A 22,785-nucleotide genomic window follows, 5' to 3' on the forward strand; every position below is an offset into this window, starting at 1 on the left:
GCATCCGCAAGCGCCTGCCCAGGCCGCCCCGCCCCCCGCAGCGATCGTGCGCATGCGGTCCTCCTAAGTGGAATCCACAGTCGGCGCCGAGGGGGCGCTGCCTAGAATCGCCGCGACCCTACCCGCAGCTTACAAGCGCGCCACGGCACGCCACGCGGGACGGCACGGATGGAAACACGAGGAGAACCAGTGAAGATCAAGAGCCAGAAAGATTTCTGGTCGGGGCTGATGTTCATCGTCACGGGCGTCGCGTTCGCCTGGGGGGCGCTGAGCTACAGCTTCGGCAATTCCGCGCGGCCCGGGCCGGGCTACTTCCCGTTCGGACTGGGCATCCTGCTGGCCATCCTGGGCGCGGTGGTGTTGTTCGGTGCGCTCACCGTGGAGACCGAGGACGGTGAGCCGATCGGCAAGTGGGCCTGGAAGCCGCTGTTCATCATCGTGCTGTCCCTGATCGGCTTTGGCCTGGCCCTGCCCAAGCTGGGCTTGGTGGTCAGCCTGCCGCTGCTGGTGTTCGTGGTGTCCACCGCCGGTGACGAGTTCCACTGGAAGGATGCGCTGCTCAATGCCGCCATCCTCACCGCCCTGTCCTACGTCGTGTTCGTCAAGGGCCTGAGCCTGACGTTGCCGGTGTGGCCCACCTTCATGACCGCTGCGAGCTGAGGGGACCACCCAGATGGAACTGCTCAATAACCTGGCGCTGGGCTTCGGCGTCGCGTTCACCCTCACCAACCTGCTGTACGCCTTCGGTGGCGCGGTGCTGGGTACCCTGATCGGCGTGCTGCCGGGCCTCGGCCCGGTCGCGACCATCGCTATGCTGCTGCCGTCGATCTACGCGCTGGACGCCACGCCCGCGCTGATCATGCTGGCCGGCATCTACTACGGCGCGCAGTACGGCGGCTCGACCACCGCGATCCTGATCAACGTGCCGGGCGAGGCCTCCTCGGTGGTGACCGCGCTGGACGGCTACCAGATGGCCCGCAAGGGCCGCGCCGGTGCCGCGCTGGCGGCGGCGGGTCTGGGCTCGTTCTTCGCCGGCTGCGTGGGCACGATCATCATCGCCGCCTTCGCGCCGCCGCTGACCGAGCTGGCCTTCAAGTTCGGCCCGGCCGAGTACTTCAGCCTGATGGTGCTGGGCCTGATCGGCGCGGTGGTGCTGGCCTCTGGCTCGCTGGTCAAGGCGATCTCGATGATCCTGCTGGGCCTGCTGCTCGGCCAGATCAACACCGACGTGATCTCCGGCGTGCCGCGCTACAGCTTCGACATCCCCGAGCTGACCGACGGCATCGGCTTCGTGACCATCGCGATGGGCGTGTTCGGCTTCGGCGAGATCATCGCCAATCTGAGCCGCCCAGCCGAGCACCGCGAGGTCTTCACCAAGGACGTCAAGGGCCTGTGGCCAACGCTGCAGGACGCCAAGGACGCTGCTCCGGCGGTGCTGCGCGGCACGGCGCTCGGTTCGATCCTGGGCGTGCTGCCGGGTGGTGGTGCGCTGCTGGCTTCGTTCGCGGCCTACACGCTGGAGAAGAAGACCCGTGGCCGTCCCGGCCAGGTGCCCTTCGGCCAGGGCAACATCCGCGGCGTGGCCGGTCCCGAGGCGGCCAACAACGCCGGTGCGCAGACCAGCTTCATCCCGATGCTGACGCTGGGCATCCCGCCCAACGCGGTGATGGCGCTGATGGTGGGTGCGATGACCATCAAGGGCATCCAGCCCGGTCCGCAGGTGATGACCAGCAACCCCGAGCTGTTCTGGGGCCTGATCGCCTCGATGTGGGTCGGCAACGCGATGCTGGTGATCCTGAACCTGCCGCTGATCGGCATCTGGATCAAGCTGCTGACGGTGCCCTACCGCTTCCTCTTTCCGTCCATCGTGGTGTTCTGCGCCATCGGCCTGTACACGCTGAACAACAACACTTTCGATTTGTACGCAGGTGCGCTGTTCTCGGTGGTTGGCTACGCCTTCTTCAAGCTGGGTTGCGAGCCGGCGCCACTGCTGCTGGGCTTCATCCTGGGGCCGATGATGGAGGAGAACCTGCGCCGCGCGCTGCTGCTGTCGCGAGGTGACTGGACCACCTTCATGACCCGCCCGCTGTCGGCTGGACTGCTGATTGCTGCCCTGCTGATGATCGTGGTGGTGATGCTGCCGGCGATCCGCAACAAGCGCGAAGAAGCCTTCCAGGACGAAGGCTGAAGTCGGACCAGCAAGAGTCCCTGCGGACTCTTGCGTGCCGGCTGAAGCGGCGCGGCCTGCCAGCCGCGCCGTGGATCGCCCTGAGACGCCAACCCCACCCCTCGCGGTGGGGTTTTTCGTTCTAGGCAGGGCCTACTGCCGACGGGCATGATCGCCGACCGCCCCTCAGGAATCCGATGAACTCCGATCCCTCGCCCTACGATCCGCCGCGCCCGCGCGAGCTGGTCGACCGCCTGCCGCCCACGCTCAAGCCACTGGTCGAGCCGGTGTTCCGCATGCTCTGGCTGGCCTGGCTGGCGGCCAACATGACGATGTGGATGAACGACGTCGCGGCCGCCTGGCTGATGACGCAGCTCACCGACAGCGTGGTGATGGTGGCGCTGGTGTCGGCCGCGTCCACGCTGCCGGTGTTCCTGCTCGGCCTGCCCAGCGGGGCGCTGGCGGACATCGTCGACCGGCGGCGCTGGTTCGCCAGCACCCAGCTCTGGGTGGCCAGCGTGGCGGTGCTGCTGGCATTGCTGTCGCTCGGCGGCGGGCTGAGCGCGCCGCTGCTGCTGGCGCTGACCTTCGTCAACGGCATCGGGCTGGCGATGCGCTGGCCGGTGTTTGCCGCCATCGTGCCCGACATCGTCTCGCGCGAGCGGCTGTCCGGCGCGCTGGCGCTGCAGGCGCTGGCGATGAACCTCTCGCGCGTGTTCGGCCCCGTGGTGGCCGGCGCCTTGCTGGCGGCGGCGGGCAGCGCGGCGGTGTTCGTGGTCAACGCACTGCTGTCGCTGGTGGCCTTCGCGCAAATCCTGCGCTGGAAGAGTCAGCCGCGGACCTCGGCGCTGCCGGGCGAACGCTTCGTCGGCGCGATGCGCGTGGGCCTGCAGCACGTGCGGCAGAGCCCGCGCATGAAGATCGTGCTGCTGCGCGTCTTCCTGTTCTTCCTGCAGAGCTCGGCCATCACGGCGCTGATGCCGCTGGTGGCGCGCCGGCTCGGGGGTGGGGCGGGCTCGTTCACGCTGCTGGTGTCGTCGATGGGCGTGGGCGCGATCATCGCGGCGCTCACGGTGCCCAGCCTGCGTGACCGCGTCTCGCGCGACCGCATCGTGGCGGTCGGCACCGTCGTGATCTCGGCGATGGCTGCGGTGGTGGCCTGGGCCCCGTCGATCTGGCTGGCCGCCGCTGCGGTGGTGGTGGCCGGCATTGCCTGGATCAGCACCGCCAACACGCTGACGGTGTCCGCCCAGTTGACCCTGCCCAACTGGGTGCGCGCGCGTGGCATGTCGATCTACCAGATGGCGCTGATGGGCGGTGCGGCCGCCGGCTCGGCGCTGTGGGGGCAGGTGGCGAGCTGGACGGACGTGCCCACTGCGCTGCTCGCCGCCGCACTGGCCGGCCCGCTCCTGGCGCTGCTCACCCGCCGTCTGCGCCTGGATGCCCACCAGGACGAGGACGTGCGCCCGGTGCCGGCGGTGCCGAATCCGGAACCGGCGATTGCGCTCGATCCCCACGAGGGGCCGGTGATGGTGACGATCGAATACCTGATCGAGCCGACACAGGCCGACGCCTTCCACGAGGTCATGCAGGAAACCCGCCGCGCCCGGCTGCGCCAGGGCGCGCTGTCCTGGGGCCTGTTCCGTGACACGGCGGTGCCCGGGCGCTACATCGAGTACTTCCTCGACGAGTCCTGGGTCGAGCACCAGAGGCGCCTGGAGCGCTTCACCGCTGCGGATGCGGATCTGCGCGCCCGCCGCGCCGCCTTCCACCGGGGCAGCGAGTTTCCGACCGTGCAGCGCTACGTCGCCGAGCCGCTGGACGGGCGCTGACCCTCCCGTCCCGCCCGCACGGGTGGCTGGTGGCCGTTGCTGCAGTGCGGAAAGATTTTTTGCCCGGGCTGTCAACCGAGCGTCAACGGCCCTCGTTGAGGTTGACGAGTGGATTGCACTCATCCTCAATCGATAGACGGAGTTACTACATGTCCAAGATCCTGGCCGCCCTGATCGCTTCCCTGTTCGCTGCTGGCGCTTTCGCCGCTGACGCCGCTTCCGCTCCCGCCAAGGCCGAGAAGAAGGTCGAAGCCAAGGCCGAGAAGAAGGCTGAAAAGGCTGCCCCGAAGGCTGAAAAGGCTGCTTCCGCTGCCGCCGCCAAGGCCGCCTCGAAGTGATGACACGGCCGGCCTGATCAGGCCGGTCTGACATCCGCCAAGCAGAAAGGGCTCCGCAAGGAGCCCTTTCTCATTGGTGGGTCCGATCCGGTGTGCCCGGGGGGGGGGGCGCCGCTGGCAGCGACGCACCCCCCCCGGTGCGGACCTACTTGAACATCGCGGCCGGGTCGTCCTTGGCCGGAGCGGACGCCCCGGCGCTGGCCGGCTCGGCAGCAGCAGGTGCCGCCTCACCGTACATCTTGCTGGCATCGTCTGCAGCCTTTGGCGCTTCCGAGGGCATCATGATTTGTACGTTGTCGGTGTTTTCGGCGCCCGCCTGGGCTGCACCGGTCGAGACCAGGCTCGGGAAGGTGATGATCAGCGCGACCATGATGATCTGGATCACCACGAAGGGCATCGCACCCCAGTAGATCTGGCCGGTGGTGACCTTGGGGATCAGCTTCTGGGTCAGGCGGTCCTTGTAGTCCTCGGTCGGAGCGACGCTGCGCAGGTAGAACAGCGCGAAGCCGAACGGCGGGTGCATGAACGAGGTCTGCATGTTCACCGCCAGCAGCACGCCGAACCAGACCAGATCGATGCCCAGCTTCTCCGCCACCGGGCCGAGCAGCGGCACGACGATGAAGCTCAGTTCGAAGAAGTCCAGGAAGAACGCCAGCACGAAGATCAGGATGTTCACCACGATCAGGAAGCCGACCTGGCCGCCCGGCAGGCTCGTGAGCAGGTGCTCCACCCACTTGGGCCCGTCCACGCCCTGGAAGCTCAGGCTGAACACGGTCGAGCCGATCAGGATGAACACGACAAAGCAGGACAGCTTCATCGTCGAGTCCATGGCCTGGCGCATCAGGCTCATGCTCAGGCGGCGGCGGCTGATGGCCATCGCCAGCGCACCGACGGCCCCCATTGCACCGCCTTCGGTCGGCGTCGCGATGCCCAGGAAGATCGTGCCCAGCACCAGGAAGATCAGGCCCAGCGGCGGGATCAGCACGAAGGTGACGCGCTCGGCCATCTTCGACAACAGCTTCAGGCCGCTGACCTTGTTGATCACTGCGAGCAGGAAGGCAACGCCCACACCCACGCACATCGACACCACGATCAGCTCATCGGTCGGCGTGCTGGCCGGGCGGGTCTTGGCGAAGAGCACCGCGCAGGCCACCGAGGCGATGGTCAGCAGGCCCAGCGAGGGCAGGCCGGAGTCGCCGTTGTCCTCGCGGATGGTGCGCGCTTCCTTGGGCAGGGCTGGCACCCAGCTCGGTTTCCACAGGCTGACGAGCAGGACGTAAGCGACGTACAGGCCGGTGAGTACGAAGCCGGGGATGAAGGCGCCCTTGTAGAGGTCGCCCACGCTCTTGCCGAGCTGGTCGGCCATGATGATCAGCACCAGCGACGGCGGGATGATCTGCGCCAGCGTGCCCGAAGCCGCGATCACGCCCGATGCCACGCGCCGGTCATAGCCGTATCGCAGCATGATCGGCAGCGAGATCAGGCCCATCGAGATCACCGATGCCGCCACCACGCCCGTGGTGGCCGCGAGCATGGCGCCCACGAAGATCACCGCATAGGCCAGGCCGCCGCGGATCGGGCCGAAGAGCTGGCCGATCGTGTCGAGCAGGTCCTCCGCCATCCCGGAACGCTCCAGGATCAGGCCCATGAAGGTGAAGAAGGGGATTGCCAGCAGGGTGTCGTTCTGCATGATCCCCATCATGCGCAGCGGCAGGGCCTGCATCAGCGAGGTGGGCAGCAGCCCCATCTCGATGCCGATGAAGCCGAAGAACAGGCCGCAGGCGCCCAGTGAGAAGGCCACCGAGTAGCCCATCAGCAGGAAGACGATCAGCCCCGCGAACATGATGGGGGCCATGTTGGCCGAGAAGAACTCCATCACTTGGCGGCTCCTTCGGCCTGGGCGCGGATCGCCTCGGCCAGTTCTTCTTCAGCGGACTTGGCAGACAGCTTCTTGGCGGGATCGTCGGCACGGCCCTGAAGGAAACCGACGCGCTTGATCAATTCGGACAGACCCTGGATGCCCAGCAGCGTGAAGCCCAGGGGCAGCAGCGCGTACACGGGCCAGCGGATGAGGCCGCCGGCATTGGAGGACATCTCACCGCTGGTGTAGGCGCGCAGCACCACCGGCATCGACAGGTTGATCACCACGGCCACCAGGGGCAACAGGAAGGCCAGGATGCCGAAAATCTCGACCTTGATCTGGGTGCGCCGGGAGAAACGGCCCAGGATCACGTCGATCTTGACGTGCTCCTGGCGCAGCAGGGTGTAGCCCGCGCCGAGCAGGAAGATGCCGGCAAACAGGTACCACTGGATTTCGAGGTAGGCGTTCGAGCTGTTGTTGAAGGCTTTGCGGACGATGGCGTTGCCGGCCGAGATCAGCACGGCGGCCAGGACCAGCCAGGATGTCCAGCGGCCGACGAGCTCGGTGAGCGCGTCGATCCGCCGCGATAGTTGCAGCAGGGCAGTCAAGGGAAGTTCTCCGGTAAGGCAGGAAGGAACGGAAGGAAACGGAAGGATTCAGCGCAGGAAAAGGTCACACCGGCAGGTCGTGGCGCAGGGGCGCGGTAGTGTGACTTCTACACCCCCGATGACACTGGAAAAGGCCTGCCGCGCCCATCGGGTGTTACGACTACGCAGCACTACGCAGGCCCGTCGGGCGGTGTCGCGGCTGGCATCCGCGCCGCCGTGCCGGCCGGGGCAGACAGGGCGTTCGCACCGCAATGCTCGACCGCATAGCGGATCAGCTCGGCCTGGCCAGCGATCTTGAGCTTGCGGCGGATGTTCTGGCGGTGCGTCTCCACCGTGCGTACGCTCAGGTCGTACTCGGCGGCGATCTGCTTGCTCGACAGGCCGCGCGCCAGGGCGGCGAGGATCTCGCTCTCGCGCTCGGACAGCAGCGGCCTCGACTCGTCGCCGCGCGGCGTGGGGTGAGCCAGCCGCGTGGCGATGTAGCTGTCGCCGCTGCCCACCGCGTCGATCGCGGCCAGGATCTCGCTGGACGGGCCGTCCTTGAGCACATAGCCACGCGCACCGGCCTGCAGGGCCCGGTGCAGGTATTCCGGGTTGTCATACATGCTGAGCATCAGCACCGCCAGCCCGGGATGGGCGCGCGTGAGTTCGGCCGTGAGTTCGATGCCATTGCCCTGGCGCAGGCCGATGTCCATCAGCACCAGGTCCGGCTGAAGGCGGGCCACCTCGCTGCGGGCCTGGGCAGCGTCGGCCGCTTCGCCCACCACTTCGGCGCGCGGGTGGCTGGCGAGCAGCGAACGCATGCCATCGCGCACCAGGGCGTGGTCATCGACGAGGAGGATGCGCATGATGGGGTCCGGCAAGGGTCAGAAGGGGTGCGAACGCGCCGCGCGCTCCAGCCGGGCCAGCCGGGTGACGGTGGCGCGCGGCACGTCGGCCACCAGGCGGGTGGCGCCCGGGCGGGACTGCACGCGCAGCGACGCGCCCACGGCGGCCAGGCGCTCGCGCATGTTGCGCAGGCCGATGCCGCGCTGCGGGTCGTCCTGCACGGCGGCCACATTGAAGCCCAGGCCGTCGTCCTGCACCGTCAGGCGCACGCCACGGCGGTGGAAGAGCAGCCGCAGGTCTACCCGCGACGCGTGGGCATGCTTGTCGATGTTGGTCAGGGCTTCCTGTGTGATGCGAAACAGCACCGTCTTGACCGCATCGGGCAGCTCGGTCTGCGTGCCGCGCAGGCGCATGAAGAAGGCCAGGTCGGCGTGCTCGGCAAACTCCTCGCCGATCTGGCGCAGCGCGCTGGGCAGGCCGAGCGTGTCGAGCAGGGCCGGGCGCAGTCGGTGCGACAGGTGGCGCACCTCGCTCAGGGCGTCATCCAGTCGCGTGCGCGCCTTGCTCAGCGCAGTGGGCACTGCACCGCGCCCCTGGCGGGCGAGCTCGGCCAGCGCGCTGTCGAGCAGCAGCTTGATCGACACCAGCGTCTGCCCCGTGCTGTCGTGCAGCTCGCGGGAGAGGTGGGCCCGCTCGTATTCCTGTGATTGCACGACCTGCCGCGCCATCGACTGCAGCTGCGCATCGGCGGCGCGGTATTCGCTGAGGTTGAGCGCCAGCGCGCTGCCGGCCACCAGCGAGAGGGCCAGCAGCGAGATGCCGCCAATCCACAGCAGGGTGGTCCAGATGTGCACGCGGCCCTGGCGATCCAGCTCGTCCAGCGTGGCCTGGATGTCGTCCAGGTACAGGCCTGTGCCGACCATCCACTGCCAGCGCGGCAGTCCGACGACGTAGCCCAGCTTGGGCGCCACCTGGCGCAGCGACGGCTTGTTCCAGACGTAGCGGAAGAAGCCCTGCCCCTCGCGGGCGCGGGCGATCAGCGTTCGCACGACATAGCGGCCATCGCGGTCGCGGATGTCCCAGAGGTTGGTGCCCACCAGTTCCGGCTGGTGGGGCAGCACCAGGCAGCGGCCGTCGAACTCATAGGCGAAGAAGTAGCCGTCTCCGGCGCTGCTGCCGTAGCGGAAGGAATTGAGCAGCCGGATCGCCTCGGCCTTGATCTCAGCGTCGTCGCGGCCCGTGTCGTACAGCGGCTGCAGCGCACTCATCGCGATGTCGACGTGGTTGCGCAGCTCGACTTCTTTGGCCGCGATGTACGCGGACTCCACCAGCGCGTGTTCGCGCCGGGACAGATCCGCCGTCTGCTGGCGCACGGCCAGGGCGATCAGCAGCATCGCCGCCAGCAGGGGCACCAGCGCCAGCAGCAGGATGCGTCGCCGCAGCCGCCGCGGGCCGGGCGGCTCCGGGCCCGTCCGGGCAGGTCCGCCGTCGGGCGGCGCGTCGGGCAGTGGGCTTTCCATGGCGCCTGGCGAACAGCGGCCGGCCTGCGGGTGCGCCCAGGCGCTCAGCCCTGCGCGCGCGAGGCGTGGTACAGCTTGGTCGAGCGTGCGCCGCTGCGGCAGAACGCCAGGATGGGCTTGGGCAGGGTCTGCAGCAGCTGGCCGAAGGCAGTGATCTCCTGCGGGCTCTGGTAGCCGCCTGACACCGGCAGGTGCACGTATTCCAGCCCGGCCGCTCTGGCTGCCGCCTCGATCGACGCGGAGGTGGGCTGCTCAGGGCCCTCCTCGTAGTCCGGCCGGTTGTTGATCACACTGCGAAAGCCAGCCTGGGCCGCAGCCGCCATGGCGGCGGGCACGAGCTGGGGGGCGACGCTCAGGTCATTGCTGAGGTGATGGGTGTGCAGCAGGGAGTGCATGGTGGTTGCGGCGTTGGAGGATGGATCTTGAACAGGGAAGGTCTTCGACTGGCAAGCGCGTATCAGCCTTGCAAGGCACGCTTGACGGCCGCCGAGACCAGGCCCATGTCGGCCTGGCCGGCGAAGCGCTGCTTGGCCGCGCCCATCACCTTGCCCATGTCGGCCGGGCCTTTGGCGCCGAGTTCGGCCACCAATTGGGCGACGGCGGCATCGATTTCCCCGGCGCTCAGGCGCGCCGGCAGGTAGGTTTCCAGCACGGTGAGTTCGGCACTTTCCTTGGCGACGAGGTCGTCGCGGCCGGCCTGGGCGAACTGGGTGATCGAGTCCTTGCGCTGCTTGATCAGCTTGTCGACGATGGCGACAACGGCGGCATCGTCGAGCGTGATGCGCTCGTCCACCTCCCGTTGCTTCATCGCCGCCAGCAGCAGGCGGATGGTGCCCAGCCGCTCGGCCTCCTTGGCGCGCATGGCAGCTTTCATGTCGTCGGTGATGCGGTCCTTCAGACTCATGGGGTGCTCCGGCAGAAAACAGGATGAGGGGGCCCAAAAACGACAAAGCCCGCAGCGGCGTCCCGCGCGGGCTTGGTCTGTTTCCGGCCGACCCGAGGGTCAGGCAGCATCGCGCAGTGAACCGCCTCTGCGGCGGTCCCGGCGCGGCGCCGGTGCGGATTCAGTACAACTCAGTACAGCTTCTTGGGCAGCTGCATCGAGCGCACGCGCTTGTAGTGGCGCTTCACGGCGGCGGCCTTCTTGCGCTTGCGCTCGGCCGTCGGCTTTTCGTAGAACTCACGCGCACGCAGATCGGTCAGCAGGCCGAGCTTTTCGATGGTGCGCTTGAAGCGGCGCATGGCCACGTCAAACGGTTCGTTTTCCTTGACACGGATGGTCGTCATGAATGGAAGGATCCTTCTGTTGAGCCCTCGATGGCCGGCGCGGGATTCCGGATATCCGCAAGTGCGCCAACTCGAACGGGCATTTCTTGCCAGCAAAGCCAAGGATTATAGTCATTTTCGGCAGGCCTGCGCCTACCGTCTGACGGCCAGGGTCAAACGCGCTGCCAGCGCAGGCCGCCCGCGGCAAAGAGCCGCTCCATCTCGCCGCTGCCCGACAGCTGCTCGACCGCGCCCTGCAGGGCCTGGGCCAGGTCGGTGGCCTCCTTGCGCACGGCCATGCCCACGGCCCAGCCGTCGCGCGGCGCACGGGGGATCGGCAGCGGCCCGATCTCGAAGCGCGCATCGCCGCGCAGTGCCGACTCCAGCTCGGAGCGCAGGCCGGCGGCGGCCACCACCTTGCCTTCTTGCAGCATCCTGGCCGCCGTCACGCCATTGTCCAGCTTGGTGACCAGGTGGTTGCTCAGCCGCCCGCCTTCGGCGCCGATCATCAGCCAGCCCGCCAGTGACAGCCCGGGCACCGCCACCGGCTGCCCGACGAGGGGGTCCAGGCTGTCCAACGTCGGCAGCTTGGCCAAGTCGCGCGCGATCACGACGCGCTCGCGCCAGTAGGGGCCAAAGATCTGGACCTTCGGATTGGAGATCATCAGCGGGCGGTCCACCGGCACGTGCAGCAGCACGTCCGCCGGGCCCCAGCCCAGGTAATGGCCACGCCAGACCATGTTGCGCAGGTCGTCGTCCATGTTCTCGCCGGCCAGGAAGGGCAGCAGCGAGGACTGCACGCCCAGTTGCCTGGCCAGTGCCGAGGCGAGCTGCACCTCGATGCCCACGCCCTGCACGTGGAAGGGCGGCAGGTCGTGGTAGACACCCACGGTCAGCCGCCCCAGTCGGCGCACCCGTTCGAGGGCGGTCTCGTCGGCGCGGGCCAGGGACGGGGCGGCGGCGAGGGTGGTCAAGCCGCCCAGTTGGGTGAGCAGGCGGCGGCGGGTGGTGACTGTCACGCGATGTTCCAATCTGTAGCGTTCCGATGATTCTGGTCGATCCATCGGCGATGGCCGGGCCAGGTGTTTCCCTGGTGCCTTGGCGGCGCGGCCCTGTCTGCAGCCCGGGTCAGGCCCGTTCGGTTCAGAGCGGCTTCTCGCGGCGGGTTTCCAGGTAGGCCTTGATCGACCAGATTGCTTCCTGGTTGAGCGTGCCCTCGAACGGCGGCATGTAGACCGCGCCGTTGCGCACCTTGCCACGGCGCACGCTCGTGAGGAAGTAGTCGTCGATCTCCTTCACGCAGGCCGCCTTTTTCTTCTCGTCCTTCAAGCTGGCGCAGTCGCCATCGAGCTTGCGCAGGTCGGGCGCGATGCCGCCGGAGATGGCTTCGAGGCCGTGGCAGCGGGCGCAGTTCTGGTTGTAGGCCGAGGTGCCGATGCGGATGGCGATGGCATTCTGGCGGAACGGGTTCTCGGCGCGCCAGTCGGCGCCGAGCTGGGGCAGCTCGTGGGTGTCGACCGCCTGCGGCGTCACGTCGCCGTGGGCGCTGGCCATGGTGCCGATCGTGGCACAGGCAGCAACGAGCACGAGGGCGCGCCAGAAGTCTCCTTTGATCATTTCAATGCTCCGGGGATGGGTAGTTGGCTGGGTTGTGGGGGAGGGCTGGCATCGAAACTGCAATGACCATGCCACCGCGAGATCCGGCCGCTGTGAAGGCCCCGGCTTGCGGGTCAGTCCGGGGACAGTGCTGCAGCGTGGCGCGTCGGTCGTGCGTCTGCTGGGCGCATTGGGACATGTACCGTCCCTGGGACTGTTCATTCGGGACACAATCGGCGGTTTGCACAACGGCTTTTCTGCTTGTTGTGTGGCCGCCCACACAGTAGGGCCGCTGCGGTGGTCGTGAAGGAGACGAGACGATGTCCGGACGTTTTTCGCCGGTGAGCGCCGGTGTGCGCCAGCGACAGGGCGGCGTTGATGAACCGCGACGGCCCATCGCCTCGACACTGCCGTTGGGTGGCCAGCACCTGGCGAAGATCGAGGACTCGCACGAACGTTGCCAGGCGCTCGGGTTGTCCCGGATCGAGCGTCCGGACTTCGCGCCCATCGGCCGCTCCGACCTCGGTGTCGTGCGCGAGCGCAACCAGCGCCTTTACAACCATGCGGCGCCGGTGATGGAGATGCTCTACGAGCAGATCGTCAACACGCAGAGCATGGTGGTGCTGACCGATGCCACGGGCACCATCCTGCATTCCATCGGCGATGACGACTTCCTGGCCCGTGCCACCAAGGTGGCCCTGTCGCCGGGGGTGAACTGGTCCGAGCAGTCCAAGGGCACCAACGCCGTGGGCACGGCGCTGATCGAGGAGACCCCCACCCTCGTGCATGCGGACGAGCACTTCCTGCATGCCAACCACTTCCTGACCTGCTCGGCCGCGCCCATCCTCGACCCGCGCGGCAACATCCTCGGCGTGCTCGACGTGAGTGGCGACCACCACGGCTACCACCAGCACACCATGGGGCTGGTGAAGATGTCCGCCCGGATGATCGAGAACCACTGGCTGACGGACGACTACCGCAACGTGATGCGGCTGCACTTCCACAGCCGGGTGGAGTTCATCGGCACGCTGATGGAGGGCATCCTGGCGGTCAGCCAGGATGGCAAGTTCGTCGGCGCCAACCGCGGCGCGCTGGAGCAGCTGGGCCTGTCCGGCGCGGCGCTGCGCATGCACACGCTGGCGTCGCTGCTGGGCACCACGGTGGCGGCGTTGGTCGACCGCTTCCGCTCGCCGCTGGCCACGCCGGTGCAGGTGGTGATGCCCAACGGGCGGCAGTTCCACGTCTACGCCCGCTTCAACTGGCCGGCGTGGCACTCGCTGGGGGATGCCCCGGCCGGTGCCGAGGCGCCCGTGGCGGACGGTGCCGCGGGGCCCGAGCGGGGTGCCGCCTTGCCCGTGGCGTCGGCACCGGCCGCCATGGCGCGCGAGCCGGCCGTGCGGCCCCAGCCGGCCGCGGGCGCCGATCGTGGCGGGCTGGCCAGCTTGACCACCGGCGATGCGCAGGTTGGCGCGGTGGCCGACAAGATCCGCCGCGTGCTCAACCGCGACATCCCGATCCTGGTGCTGGGCGAAACCGGCACCGGCAAGGAGCTGCTCGCGCGCGCCATCCACCAGGATTCCGACCGCGCGAAGCAGCCCTTCGTCGCGGTGAACTGCGCCTCGATCCCCGACACGCTGATCGAGGCCGAGCTGTTCGGCTACGAAGAGGGCGCCTTCACCGGCGCGCGCCGCAAGGGAGCCACGGGGCGCATCGTGCAGGCCAATGGCGGCACACTCTTCCTGGACGAGATCGGCGACATGCCCATCGGCCTGCAGGCCCACCTGTTGCGGGTGCTGCAGGAGCGTCAGGTCACCCCGCTGGGCAGCGGCAAGCCGGTGGCGGTGGACGTGACGCTGGTCTGCGCCACCCACCGCAACCTGCGCGAGATGATCGAGCAGAAGACCTTCCGCGAGGATCTCTACTACCGCCTCAACGGCTTGGCGGTGCGACTGCCGCCGCTGCGCGAGCGCAGCGACCTGATGGCGCTGGTGGAGCGCATCCTGGACCGGGAGTGCCCGGGGCGCCGGCTGCGGCTGGACCCCGAGGTGGTGCGGCTGTTCCAGGCCTACCAGTGGCCGGGCAACGTGCGCCAGCTGTTCAATGTGCTGCGCACCGCCACCGTGATGGCGGCAGGCGAGGCGGTGATCACCCGCGATCACCTCTCCGACGACTTCCTGGAGGATGCCCGCCATGCGGCGCAGGCCCGCGTGCCGGCTGCCGCGGTGGCCGAGCCGCCGGCCTGGCCCGGCGCTGCGGTGGCCTGGGGCGCGGCGCCGCAGGCCGGGCTGCCAGCGGCCGAGCCGCCACTCCCCGCGGGCATGTCGGGAGGGTCGGGCATGGCCGTGCCGGGCTGGCCGGCTGCTGGCCCGATGCCGGCGGCCCTGCCAGGGGCGATGGGCGGGGCGTTCGGCCCGCTGTCATCGCTGCCCGGCCAGCCGGTGGGGGCCGGGGTCCCTCCCGTCACCGCGGCAGCGGCGGAGGCCCTGCCGCAGTCGCTGGAAGACGTTGAGATCCAGACCATCCGCCAGGTGCTTGATGCGGCCGGCGGCAACATTTCCGTGGCGGCCAAGCGGCTGGGCATCAGCCGCAACACCATCTGCCGCAAGCTGCGCTGGAACGGCAGCCGCTGATCACCGGTGATGTCAGCGGGCCGCCGGGGCGAAGCTGTCCTGCTCCGCCTCGCGCCAGGCGCGTTGCCAGTTGAGGCCCTGGCGCAGGTCACTCCCATCGGGAGGCGGCGCATCCGGCCAGACGGCCGCCAGTGGCGGTGGCGGGTCGGTCTCCACCGCGCCGCGGGCGATCGCTGCCTGCACGGCCTGCTGCAGCGCCTGCACGTGGGCGAGTTCTCGCCCCGGCGCGCCAGCGGTCAGCCAGCCGCCCTGCTCGGGCAGCCAACGCAGTGTCACGGTGGGCGTGTCCGCGGCACGGCCCGCGCTGCCCATGCGGCCCGTGCGGTGGCTGGCGAGCAGGGTGTCGCGCTCCAGGTCGCCCAGGGCGCGCAGGCTATGGGCGAAGCGGCTCACCACGCTGTCACGCAGGTCGGGCGCGCCGTCGGCCCAGAGCAGGCCGTGCGCGCTGGCCAGGCCGGCGCGGGGCAGCCACCACACCGTCACGGCGGTGTCGGCGCCGCGGTCGAGCCGCCACCAGCGCCAGGGGCCGAGTCGGCCCGCGGCGCCCTGCAGCAGGCGCTGCGGGATGGGGGCCTTTGCCGTCTCCAGGTCGCTGGCCGCCTCGCCCAGGCGCCGTCGCAGGCGCTCGATGCAGCGTGTGCAGCGTTCGCGCATCGCGCTCGCCACGTCGGCATGCGCCCAGTGGCGGGGTGCGCGCAGCCCCGCCTGGCCCAGCACCAGCTCCGGCCGCGCCCAGGGCGCGATCACGTCGCTGACCGGCCGTCCGGTGAGCCGCCGCAGCCGGCAACCCAGCGCGCGTCCGTGTGCGGCAGTGGGGCCGCTGCCCAGCAGCCACAGCCGGGGGCCGTCACGCACCGCCAGGGCGTTGGAGATGGCGCCCCGGTTGGCCGCATTGGCCTCACCCGCCGCGCCGGGAATCCACCAGACACCGGGCGCCACCGCCTCGATGCGCAGCGCCGGGCCGGGGCAGGGCAGTGCCTCAGCAGGCCAGGACAGGCTGACAGCGACGACGACCCCCAGCGTCCGGGCGAGCGACTGCCACAGGGCGGTGTGCCGCAGCCGGGTCGGGTTGACCCTCATCAGGGGGGTGTCACACGTTGTCACAGCATGGAACATGTCGGAGGGCTGTCACGCACTGGTTGGCGCCGGGAGGAGGCCGGGCGGCGCGGTGTGGTCGGCCGGGTCCCCGACCTAACCCTGATTTTCCGCCCCTGCCGGCCCATCGCCTGGCCCCGTGGGCGGGCGGCATGGCTCTTGCACGATCCAGGCCTGCAACGTCCCCATTGGGGCGTGTGGAGTCAAGGACTTGGATCGAAGCCACCGCGTTGGCCTGCATCACCTGCGTTCGTTCGAGGTGCCCAGGTGAAGCTCGTCGTGCTCAAGGGCGGTGACGAGAGCGTGCCGCTGCCGCAGGCGCAGCGTGGCGCTGCGCCCAGCCGCGCGCCTGGGGCGGTGGCGCTGTCGGGCGACGGGCAGCGCTGGGTGCTGGTGAACGTCTCGCCGCTGGTGGCCGACCAACTCGCCACCGATGCGCGCCTGCTGCGCCATCCCGGCCTGCCCAATGCCGCGGTGCGCGCAGTGGTGCTCACCGATGCGCAGGTGGACCACGTCACCGGCCTGCTCAGCCTGCGCGACGGCGCCCCCATCCACCTGTACGCCACGCCGGCGGTGTTCGAGGAGCTCACCCACACGCTGCCGGTGCTGCCCCTGCTGGAGCACTACTGCGGCGTGCACTGGCACGTCATCCCGGTGGCGGGCGAGTGCCGCACGGCGGTGTTCCGCATCGAGGGCCAGCCGACGCTGGAGTTCACCGCTATCGCCACCGATGGGCCGCTGCCCCCCCACGCGGTGCGCCCGGACAGCCCGAGCATCGGCGAAACCATCGCGCTGGCGGTGCGTGACACCGTGACCGGCCAGCGGCTGTTCTGCGCCAGCCACCTGGGCTGTGCCGGGGCGGCGGCGATGGAGTGGATGCGCGAGGCCGACTGCGTGCTGGTGGGCGCCGATCCCGGCGAGGGACGTGAGGCCGTGCCCAGCGACGATCCGCTGCCCGGTCCGGCCGATGTGGACGTGTTGGCCCTGCTGGACGGCATCCGCGCCCGGCGCAAGCTGCTGATGTGCCGGCAGGCCTGGTCGGACGACCCCGGCCCCGACAGCGCTGCCTGGGAGCGCCTGGGCATCGAGTTTGCGGCCGACCGCATGGAGATCGAGCTGTGAATGCCGTCCTGACCGAACCCGTTGTGGCCGCTGCCGATGTGGCGCTGCGGCTCGACCACCTGGTCAAGCGCTACGGTGAGCGCGCCGCGCTGGCCGGGCTGAGCCTCACGCTGCCGCGTGGCTGCTTCGTCGCGCTGCTGGGTCCCAACGGCGCCGGCAAGTCGACCCTGTTCCAGGTGCTCACCGGCCTGTTCGTGGCCGATGAGGGTGACGTCGTGGTGGCCGGTGAGGACCTGCGCCGCCGGGCGGTGGCCGCGCTGCGCCACATCGGCGTGGTGTTCCAGCAGATGTCGCTGGACCTGGACCTGAGCGTGGAGCGCAACCTGCGCTTCCACGCCGACCTGCATGGCCTGCCGCGCTCGCTGGCCACCGAGCGCCTGCACGCCGGCTGCCAGGCCCTGGGCATCGAGAAGGACCTGGCGCGCCCGGTGCGCGAGCTCTCGGGCGGCAACCGCCGCAAGGTCGAGCTGGTGCGTGCCCTGCTGCACCACCCGAGCGTGCTGCTGATGGACGAGCCCACCGTCGGGCTGGACCCGAAGTCGCGCCGCGACCTGCTGGGCGCCATCCGGGCGGATGTGGCAGCGCGTGGCAGCACCGTGCTCTGGGCCACCCACCTGGTCGAGGAGGCAGAGGCCGCCGACCGCGTCGTGGTGCTGCACCGCGGCAAGCTGCTGGCCGATGGCACACCGGCCGACGTGACCGCCGCGCTGGGTGGCAGCGACCTGGAGGAGGCCTTCATCCGGGCAACCCAGGGCTGAATCAGACATCATGGGTACCCGTCGAGCGGGGCCCTTGCGGACAAAGACGTTAGGGCGCGCAGCCTGCAGCCAAGGCCGGCTCGACGCACATGAAGGAGACAAAGCGATGCCAACGATGCAACCGAACGCTCGCCGTGCCGACGCGCGGGTCGCCGCCCGGGCAATGACCGCCCGGGCGCTGCTGGCGCTGTCCGTCACGCTGTTGGTGGCCTCTGCGGCGCAGGCCCAGCTGGCCTATGTGTCCAGCGAGAAGGACAACGCGCTGGCCGTCATCGACCTGAAGGCCCTGGCCATCGTGGGCCACATCCCCACCTGCAAGCGCCCGCGCCACATGGTCATCACGCCGGACGGCAAGCAGCTGATGACCGCCTGCGGCGACTCCGGCCAGCTCGACGTGATCGACCTGGCCACGCGCAAGTCGGTGCGGCGCGTGCCGCTGGGCGAGGACCCCGAGGCCTTCGACGTCAGCCCGGACGGCAAGACTCTCTATGTCAGCAACGAGGAGGACGGCGAACTCGGCATCGTCGACCTGGCCAGCGGCAAGCGCACCAAGGGCATCGAGGTCGGCAAGGAGCCCGAGGGGGTCAAGGTCAGCGCCGACGGGAAGACGGTCTACGTGACCTCCGAGGTCGCCAGCCTGGTGCACGTGATCGACGTGGCCAGCGGCAAGGTGGTGAAGAACGTGCCGGTGGGCAAGCGCCCGCGCCGCTTCGCGCTGACGCCCGATGGCAGCCAGCTCTGGGTGACCAACGAGCTGGCGGCCAGCGTCACCATCCTCTCCACCAAGGACCACAGCGTGATCGGCACGGTGAAGTTCGAGGTCAAGGGCGCGCGCGCGGCCGACATCACCCCGGTGGGCATCACGATGACCGCCGACGGCAAGCGCGCCTTTGTGGCCCTGGGCAAGGCCAACCACGTGGCCTTCGTGGACGTGGCTGGGCGCAAGGTCGACAAGCTGGTGCTGGCAGGCAAGCGCGCCTGGGGCGTGACGCTCAACCGGGCCGAGGACCGGCTCTACGTGGTCAACGGCCTGTCGGACGACCTGACCATCATCGACGTGAGCGCCGCCAAGGCGCTCAAGACCCTGCCGGTCGGCCGGGTGCCCTACGGCGTGGTGATTGCGGAATGAGGCGCGGAATGAGGCGCGCGCCCGTGCACCGCCTGCTCGCGCTGGCGGGCGGCCTGGGAAGCCTGGGAATGGCCACGCTGAGCCAGGCCGCCGCGTTCAAGGTCGTGCTCCTGCAGCCGGCCGACGATGCCCGGCTGGAACGTGCCCGGGTCGAGCGGGCCTACCTCGGCCACCCGACCGGGCCGGCCGCCGACGGCGTGGCGGCGGCGCTCAAGGAGGCGAAGCTGGAGCTGGAGTCGGTCGGCGCGAGCCTGGCGCTGGAAACCGTGCCGGTGGCCAGCGCCGCCGATGCGAAGGCGGCGGCGCAGAAGGCCGAGAAGGCCGGCGCGCTGGCCGTGCTGACCGACCTGAGCGCCGAGGCGACGCTGGCGGTGGCCGATGCGGTCAAGCTGCCGGTGCTGAACGTCAGCGCCGCCAGCGACCGCCTGCGCCAGCAGGACTGCCGGCCGCGCCTGTACCACGTCACCCCGAGCGAGCGCATGCGCGCCGACGCGCTGGCGCAGACCCTGGTGGCGCGCAAGTGGAGCCAGGTGCTGCTGCTCACCGGGCCGACGCCCGCGGATGCCGAGCGCAGCGCGGTGGCCCAGGCGGCGATCAAGCGCTACGGCCTGAAGCTCAGCGGCAGCAAGCCCTTCAAGCTCTCCGGCGACCCGCGCGAGCGCGACCTGGCCAACCCGCTGCTGCTCACCCAGGGGGGCCACGACGTGGTCTGGGTGGTGGACACCGACGGCGAATTTGCCCGCACCTTGCCCTACCGCACCGCCACGCCGCGGCCGGTGGTGGGCGATGCGGGGCTGGTCGCCGTGGCCTGGCATGCGCAGTTCGAGCGCTATGGCGCACCGCAGGTGAGCCGCCGTTTTGCCCGCGAGGCCAAGCGGACGATCAGTGCGGCCGACTGGACCGCCTGGCTGGCCGGCAAGGCGCTGGCCGCTGCGGTGGTGGCCGCACCCAAGGGCCCGGCCGCCGCAGTGCACCGCGCGCTGGCCGAGGGCGAGGTGGACGGCTCGCAGGGCGTGCCGATGAGCTTCCGCGCCTGGGACGGCCAGCTGCGCCAGCCGCTGCTGCTCACCGACGGCCAGGGCGTGATCGGCAGCGCGCCGGTCGACGGCATCCTGCACCCGAAGAACAACCTGGACACCGTCGGCGCCGATGCACCCGAGAAGCTGTGCAAGGTGGCGCGATGAGGGGCCCGATGACGCTCGGTCATGCCTTCCAGGCGCTGTGGGCCATCGTCGCGCGCGAGCTGATGAAGTTCAGCCGCCAGACCGGCCGGCTGGTCTCCGCGCTGGTGCGCCCGCTGCTCTGGCTGGCGGTGTTTGCGGCGGGTTTTCGCAACGTCTTCGGCATGGCGATTGCCGAGCCCTACGACACCTACATCTCGTACGACGTCTACATCGCGCCCGGCCTGATCGGCATGGTGCTGCTGTTCAACGGGATGCAGTCGAGCCTGGCGATGGTCTACGACCGCGAGATGGGGCTGATGCGCCTGCTGCTCACCGCACCGCTGCCGCGCTGGTGGATCCTCTTCGCCAAGCTCTGTGCCACGGCGGTGCTGTCGCTGGCGCAGGCGCTGGCCTTCGTGGTGGTGGCCTGGCTGATTGGCACCGAGCTGCCGCTGCTGGGCACGGGGTCGGAGGCGAGCGCCTGGCACCTGCCGCACGTGCTGCTGGCCGCCGTCAGCGCGGCGCTGATGCTCGGCGCGCTGGGCCTGCTGCTGTCGGTCTACGTCAAACAGCTGGAGAACTTCGCCGGCACGATGAACTTCGTCATCTTCCCGATGTACTTCATGTCCACTGCCCTGTACCCGCTGTGGAAGCTGGAGGAGTCCGGCGCCGGCTGGGTCTACCAGATTGCCCGCTTCAACCCCTTCACGCATGCGGTGGAGTGGCTGCGCTATGCGCTGTACGGCAAGGACCCGGGCCTCTCGCCCTGGATCGTGCTGGCCACGCTGGCGATCTGCTTCTTCGCTGCCAGCTGGGGTTACGACCCGCAGCGCGGCTTCGGTGCGCTGACCAAGCGCGGTGGCGGTGGAGGCCCCGGCGGCGCTCCGGGAGGTGCGTCGTGAAGGCAGTGTCGATGCTGGGGTCCACCTTGGGTTCGACCCTTGGATTTGCGGGCCGGGCCCTGGCGCGCGCCGCAGGCGTCGGGCGGGATCGCTCGGCCGCAGCCGCGCCGGTCGAGCCGATCCTGTTCGAGTGGCTGACGCTGGGCGGGCTGCTGGTCTTCGCGACCTGGCTGCTGGGCGTGCGCGGGGTGTGGAAGCTGCTGTTCACCTCCGACCCCACCGGTCTGACGATCGTGATCGTGGTGATCTTCGCGGTCGCCACGCTGTGGGCGGGTGGGCGCTCACGCCAGTTGCAGCAGCAGCGTCAGCGCCTGCGGCACGACCACGCGGCGCTGCAGCACGCCGGGCTGGCCGGCTGGCTGCGCACGCGCCCGACGGCCGATGCCATGCAGCCCGAGGCCCAGCGCGGCTGGGCGGCCGAGTACTGGCAGGCGCTGGCGCTGGCGCCGCGTGACGCCGACGCGCCGCTGGACCTGCTGACCGAGATGACGCACGGCGCGCACCACACCGCCTGGTGGGTCAACGGCATCCAGCTCAAGCTGGGCCTGCTGGGCAAGGTGATCGGCTTCTCGATCCTGGCGATCCAGATCGGCCAGATGCAGAGCTTCGACGCCGCGCAGTCGCAGGACCTGCTGCGCAGCCTGACCTCCGGCCTGGGTGTGGCGCTGCTGACCACGATGGTCGGCCTGGTCGGCAACATCCTGCTGGGCCTGCAGCTGACGCGGCTGGACCGCTTTGCCGATCTGCTCGTGGCAGACGCGCAGCGAATCGGCCTGACGATCGGTTCGGCGCACGGCGCGGCGCCGACGCAGGGGGCCTGAGGCGATGCGCAGAGGGCGCCACTCGCGGGAGGCGGAGGTCGACCCCTTCTACGACATGTTGTTCAACATGCTGATCGCCTTCGTCTTCTGCTTCATCATCGCCCTGCTGGCAATGAACCCGAAGGCGCTCAAGGCCGGCGACATCCCGGCCAAGGCCGAGTACATCGTCACCGTGTCCTGGCCGGACATGAACCCCAACGACATCGACACCTGGGTGCAGGACCCGGGTGGCAACCTGGTGTGGTTCCGCGCCCGCGAGGCCGGCCTGATGCACCTGGACCGCGACGACCGGGGGCTGGCCAACGACAGCATCGTCGTCAACGGCCGCCAAGTGGTGAACCCGCTCAACCAGGAGGTCGTGACGCTGCGCGGCATCGCGCCCGGCGAGTACACCGTCAACGCGCACTACTACGAGTCCAAGGACGGCAAGCCGGTGGAGGCCACCGTGTCGATCGTCAAGGTCAACCCGCGCGCCGAGGTCGTCTACTACGGCACGGCCGCGCTGGCCCGCAAGGGCGACGAGGCCACGCTGGTGCGCTTCACCGTGCTGCCCGACGGGGCGGTCAACAACGTCAACACCCTGCCCAAGACGCTGGTGCAGCGGTTCTGAGCGACGCCCCACCACCTCCTTCGAGCGAACCCCGCGAACTCCCATGACCCTGGCCGTTGTCCTCAGTTTCGTCGTGCTGGCCGCCCTGGCGGTGCTGGCGCTGACCTGGTCGCCCTGGCCGCGCTGGCTCAAGGCGCTGCTGGTGGCGGCAGTGACCGTCTTCTACTTCTGGGCCGACGACGCCGTGCACCAGATGTGGGGCTGGCCGAGCACGGACGCGCTGCCCGAGCGCTTCGTGCTGTTGGCCGCGGTGATCGAGGAGCCCAGCAGCAAGAGCTCGGGCGCGCTCTACGTCTGGGTGCAGGCGCTGGAGAACGGCAAGCCGTCCAAGGCGCCGCGGGCCTACCAGCTGCCCTACGCCAAGGACCTGCACGCCCTGCTCAACGAGGGCATCAAGAAGTCGCGCCAGGGCGTCAGCCAGCTGGGCACCGCCGAGCCCAAGGCCGGCAAGCGCGGCCTGAACTGGCTGCGTCCGGGCAACGACGAGCAGGCGGTGAAGATCCGCGACCTGCCCTCGCCCCAGCTGCCGGAGAAGTGAG

Annotated in this window: 23 protein-coding genes; 13 read left to right on the top strand and 10 right to left on the bottom strand. The window is 69.7% G+C overall.

Features of this window, described 5'->3' with window-relative positions:
* Positions 1–189: 189 nt before the first annotated feature.
* The 4 genes from NGK70_RS09830 (at position 190) to NGK70_RS09845 (ending at position 4,337) form a co-directional block, all read left to right on the top strand.
* Entirely contained in the window at positions 190–660 is a 471-nt protein-coding gene (locus tag NGK70_RS09830) for a tripartite tricarboxylate transporter TctB family protein (RefSeq protein ID WP_251973060.1), read from the top strand.
* A gap of 13 nt (positions 661–673) precedes the next feature.
* Positions 674–2,188 (top strand): tripartite tricarboxylate transporter permease, encoded by a 1,515-nt coding sequence (locus NGK70_RS09835; protein WP_251973061.1) that lies wholly within the window; start codon positions 674–676, stop codon positions 2,186–2,188.
* A gap of 176 nt (positions 2,189–2,364) precedes the next feature.
* Positions 2,365–3,999 (top strand): MFS transporter, encoded by a 1,635-nt coding sequence (locus NGK70_RS09840; RefSeq protein WP_251973062.1) that lies wholly within the window; start codon positions 2,365–2,367, stop codon positions 3,997–3,999.
* A gap of 149 nt (positions 4,000–4,148) precedes the next feature.
* Complete coding sequence (locus NGK70_RS09845; protein WP_251973063.1) at positions 4,149–4,337, top strand: hypothetical protein; 189 nt, start codon at positions 4,149–4,151, stop codon at positions 4,335–4,337.
* Positions 4,338–4,482: 145 nt separating this feature from the next.
* Here the strand turns inward: NGK70_RS09845 and NGK70_RS09850 are convergent, their stop codons facing one another.
* The 9 genes from NGK70_RS09850 to pedF all read right to left on the bottom strand — a co-directional run bounded on the left by NGK70_RS09850 (position 4,483) and on the right by pedF (position 12,037).
* Positions 4,483–6,213, bottom strand: coding sequence for a TRAP transporter large permease (locus NGK70_RS09850; protein ID WP_251973064.1), 1,731 nt, complete (start codon positions 6,211–6,213; stop codon positions 4,483–4,485).
* A complete protein-coding gene (locus NGK70_RS09855) occupies positions 6,213–6,806 on the bottom strand; it encodes a TRAP transporter small permease subunit (RefSeq protein WP_251973065.1) in 594 nt (197 codons plus the stop codon). The genes NGK70_RS09850 and NGK70_RS09855 overlap by 1 nt, the downstream gene beginning before the upstream one ends.
* Before the next feature lie 170 nt (positions 6,807–6,976).
* Entirely contained in the window at positions 6,977–7,654 is a 678-nt protein-coding gene (locus NGK70_RS09860) for a response regulator (protein ID WP_251973066.1), read from the bottom strand.
* A gap of 18 nt (positions 7,655–7,672) precedes the next feature.
* Complete coding sequence (locus NGK70_RS09865) at positions 7,673–9,154, bottom strand: cache domain-containing protein (protein WP_251973067.1); 1,482 nt, start codon at positions 9,152–9,154, stop codon at positions 7,673–7,675.
* Between the two features lie 44 nt (positions 9,155–9,198).
* Positions 9,199–9,549: a protein tyrosine phosphatase family protein gene (locus NGK70_RS09870; protein ID WP_251973068.1), complete on the bottom strand. Its 351-nt coding sequence runs from the start codon at positions 9,547–9,549 to the stop codon at positions 9,199–9,201.
* A 62-nt stretch (positions 9,550–9,611) separates the two neighbouring features.
* The gene (locus tag NGK70_RS09875) at positions 9,612–10,058 is read right to left on the bottom strand and encodes a GatB/YqeY domain-containing protein (RefSeq protein ID WP_251973069.1); all 447 of its coding nucleotides are present in this window, start codon (positions 10,056–10,058) and stop codon (positions 9,612–9,614) included.
* A gap of 170 nt (positions 10,059–10,228) precedes the next feature.
* On the bottom strand, positions 10,229–10,441 hold the full coding sequence (gene rpsU / locus NGK70_RS09880) for a 30S ribosomal protein S21 (RefSeq protein WP_251973070.1): 213 nt from the start codon (positions 10,439–10,441) through the stop codon (positions 10,229–10,231).
* A gap of 152 nt (positions 10,442–10,593) precedes the next feature.
* Positions 10,594–11,439: a substrate-binding periplasmic protein gene (locus tag NGK70_RS09885; RefSeq protein ID WP_251973071.1), complete on the bottom strand. Its 846-nt coding sequence runs from the start codon at positions 11,437–11,439 to the stop codon at positions 10,594–10,596.
* Positions 11,440–11,563: 124 nt separating this feature from the next.
* Positions 11,564–12,037, bottom strand: coding sequence for a cytochrome c-550 PedF (gene pedF, locus NGK70_RS09890; protein WP_256490792.1), 474 nt, complete (start codon positions 12,035–12,037; stop codon positions 11,564–11,566).
* 299 nt (positions 12,038–12,336) lie between these two features.
* Between pedF and NGK70_RS09895 the strand changes: the two genes are divergently transcribed.
* On the top strand, positions 12,337–14,646 hold the full coding sequence (locus NGK70_RS09895; RefSeq protein WP_251973072.1) for a sigma-54-dependent Fis family transcriptional regulator: 2,310 nt from the start codon (positions 12,337–12,339) through the stop codon (positions 14,644–14,646).
* A 12-nt stretch (positions 14,647–14,658) separates the two neighbouring features.
* Here the strand turns inward: NGK70_RS09895 and NGK70_RS09900 are convergent, their stop codons facing one another.
* A complete protein-coding gene (locus tag NGK70_RS09900) occupies positions 14,659–15,726 on the bottom strand; it encodes an MBL fold metallo-hydrolase (RefSeq protein WP_251973073.1) in 1,068 nt (355 codons plus the stop codon).
* 282 nt (positions 15,727–16,008) lie between these two features.
* Here NGK70_RS09900 and NGK70_RS09905 point away from each other — a divergent pair, with 282 nt between their 5' ends.
* The 8 genes from NGK70_RS09905 to NGK70_RS09940 all read left to right on the top strand — a co-directional run bounded on the left by NGK70_RS09905 (position 16,009) and on the right by NGK70_RS09940 (position 22,784).
* A complete protein-coding gene (locus tag NGK70_RS09905) occupies positions 16,009–16,863 on the top strand; it encodes an MBL fold metallo-hydrolase (protein WP_251973074.1) in 855 nt (284 codons plus the stop codon).
* Positions 16,864–16,886: 23 nt separating this feature from the next.
* Positions 16,887–17,621 carry an ABC transporter ATP-binding protein gene (locus tag NGK70_RS09910; RefSeq protein ID WP_428985609.1) on the top strand — a complete coding sequence of 245 codons (735 nt, stop codon included), beginning with the start codon at positions 16,887–16,889 and terminating at the stop codon, positions 17,619–17,621.
* A 163-nt stretch (positions 17,622–17,784) separates the two neighbouring features.
* Complete coding sequence (locus tag NGK70_RS09915; RefSeq protein WP_428985610.1) at positions 17,785–18,750, top strand: PQQ-dependent catabolism-associated beta-propeller protein; 966 nt, start codon at positions 17,785–17,787, stop codon at positions 18,748–18,750.
* Positions 18,751–18,758: 8 nt separating this feature from the next.
* On the top strand, positions 18,759–19,934 hold the full coding sequence (locus tag NGK70_RS09920) for a type 1 periplasmic-binding domain-containing protein (protein WP_428985585.1): 1,176 nt from the start codon (positions 18,759–18,761) through the stop codon (positions 19,932–19,934).
* A gap of 8 nt (positions 19,935–19,942) precedes the next feature.
* Entirely contained in the window at positions 19,943–20,815 is an 873-nt protein-coding gene (locus tag NGK70_RS09925) for an ABC transporter permease (protein WP_251973075.1), read from the top strand.
* A gap of 11 nt (positions 20,816–20,826) precedes the next feature.
* Positions 20,827–21,636, top strand: coding sequence for a hypothetical protein (locus tag NGK70_RS09930; protein ID WP_251973076.1), 810 nt, complete (start codon positions 20,827–20,829; stop codon positions 21,634–21,636).
* 4 nt (positions 21,637–21,640) lie between these two features.
* Entirely contained in the window at positions 21,641–22,246 is a 606-nt protein-coding gene (locus NGK70_RS09935) for a hypothetical protein (RefSeq protein WP_251973077.1), read from the top strand.
* 43 nt (positions 22,247–22,289) lie between these two features.
* Positions 22,290–22,784, top strand: coding sequence for a hypothetical protein (locus NGK70_RS09940; protein ID WP_251973078.1), 495 nt, complete (start codon positions 22,290–22,292; stop codon positions 22,782–22,784).
* Position 22,785 lies beyond the last annotated feature (1 nt).

The organism is Sphaerotilus microaerophilus (assembly GCF_023734135.1).
Lineage (GTDB): Bacteria > Pseudomonadota > Gammaproteobacteria > Burkholderiales > Burkholderiaceae_C > Sphaerotilus > Sphaerotilus microaerophilus.

Bases quoted from the DNA above. Each gene is read 5' to 3' on its own strand.
- NGK70_RS09865 (WP_251973067.1), bottom strand. From the start codon at position 9,154: ATGGAAAGCCCACTGCCCGACGCGCCGCCCGACGGCGGACCTGCCCGG.
- NGK70_RS09900 (WP_251973073.1), bottom strand. From the start codon at position 15,726: ATGAGGGTCAACCCGACCCGGCTGCGGCACACCGCCCTGTGGCAGTCG.
- NGK70_RS09835 (WP_251973061.1), top strand. From the start codon at position 674: ATGGAACTGCTCAATAACCTGGCGCTGGGCTTCGGCGTCGCGTTCACC.
- NGK70_RS09935 (WP_251973077.1), top strand. From the start codon at position 21,641: ATGCGCAGAGGGCGCCACTCGCGGGAGGCGGAGGTCGACCCCTTCTAC.
- NGK70_RS09895 (WP_251973072.1), top strand. From the start codon at position 12,337: ATGTCCGGACGTTTTTCGCCGGTGAGCGCCGGTGTGCGCCAGCGACAG.
- NGK70_RS09840 (WP_251973062.1), top strand. From the start codon at position 2,365: ATGAACTCCGATCCCTCGCCCTACGATCCGCCGCGCCCGCGCGAGCTG.
- rpsU (WP_251973070.1), bottom strand. From the start codon at position 10,441: ATGACGACCATCCGTGTCAAGGAAAACGAACCGTTTGACGTGGCCATG.
- NGK70_RS09875 (WP_251973069.1), bottom strand. From the start codon at position 10,058: ATGAGTCTGAAGGACCGCATCACCGACGACATGAAAGCTGCCATGCGC.
- NGK70_RS09860 (WP_251973066.1), bottom strand. From the start codon at position 7,654: ATGCGCATCCTCCTCGTCGATGACCACGCCCTGGTGCGCGATGGCATG.
- NGK70_RS09925 (WP_251973075.1), top strand. From the start codon at position 19,943: ATGACGCTCGGTCATGCCTTCCAGGCGCTGTGGGCCATCGTCGCGCGC.
- NGK70_RS09930 (WP_251973076.1), top strand. From the start codon at position 20,827: ATGCTGGGGTCCACCTTGGGTTCGACCCTTGGATTTGCGGGCCGGGCC.
- pedF (WP_256490792.1), bottom strand. From the start codon at position 12,037: ATGATCAAAGGAGACTTCTGGCGCGCCCTCGTGCTCGTTGCTGCCTGT.
- NGK70_RS09940 (WP_251973078.1), top strand. From the start codon at position 22,290: ATGACCCTGGCCGTTGTCCTCAGTTTCGTCGTGCTGGCCGCCCTGGCG.
- NGK70_RS09870 (WP_251973068.1), bottom strand. From the start codon at position 9,549: ATGCACTCCCTGCTGCACACCCATCACCTCAGCAATGACCTGAGCGTC.
- NGK70_RS09845 (WP_251973063.1), top strand. From the start codon at position 4,149: ATGTCCAAGATCCTGGCCGCCCTGATCGCTTCCCTGTTCGCTGCTGGC.
- NGK70_RS09915 (WP_428985610.1), top strand. From the start codon at position 17,785: ATGACCGCCCGGGCGCTGCTGGCGCTGTCCGTCACGCTGTTGGTGGCC.
- NGK70_RS09920 (WP_428985585.1), top strand. From the start codon at position 18,759: ATGAGGCGCGCGCCCGTGCACCGCCTGCTCGCGCTGGCGGGCGGCCTG.
- NGK70_RS09850 (WP_251973064.1), bottom strand. From the start codon at position 6,213: ATGGAGTTCTTCTCGGCCAACATGGCCCCCATCATGTTCGCGGGGCTG.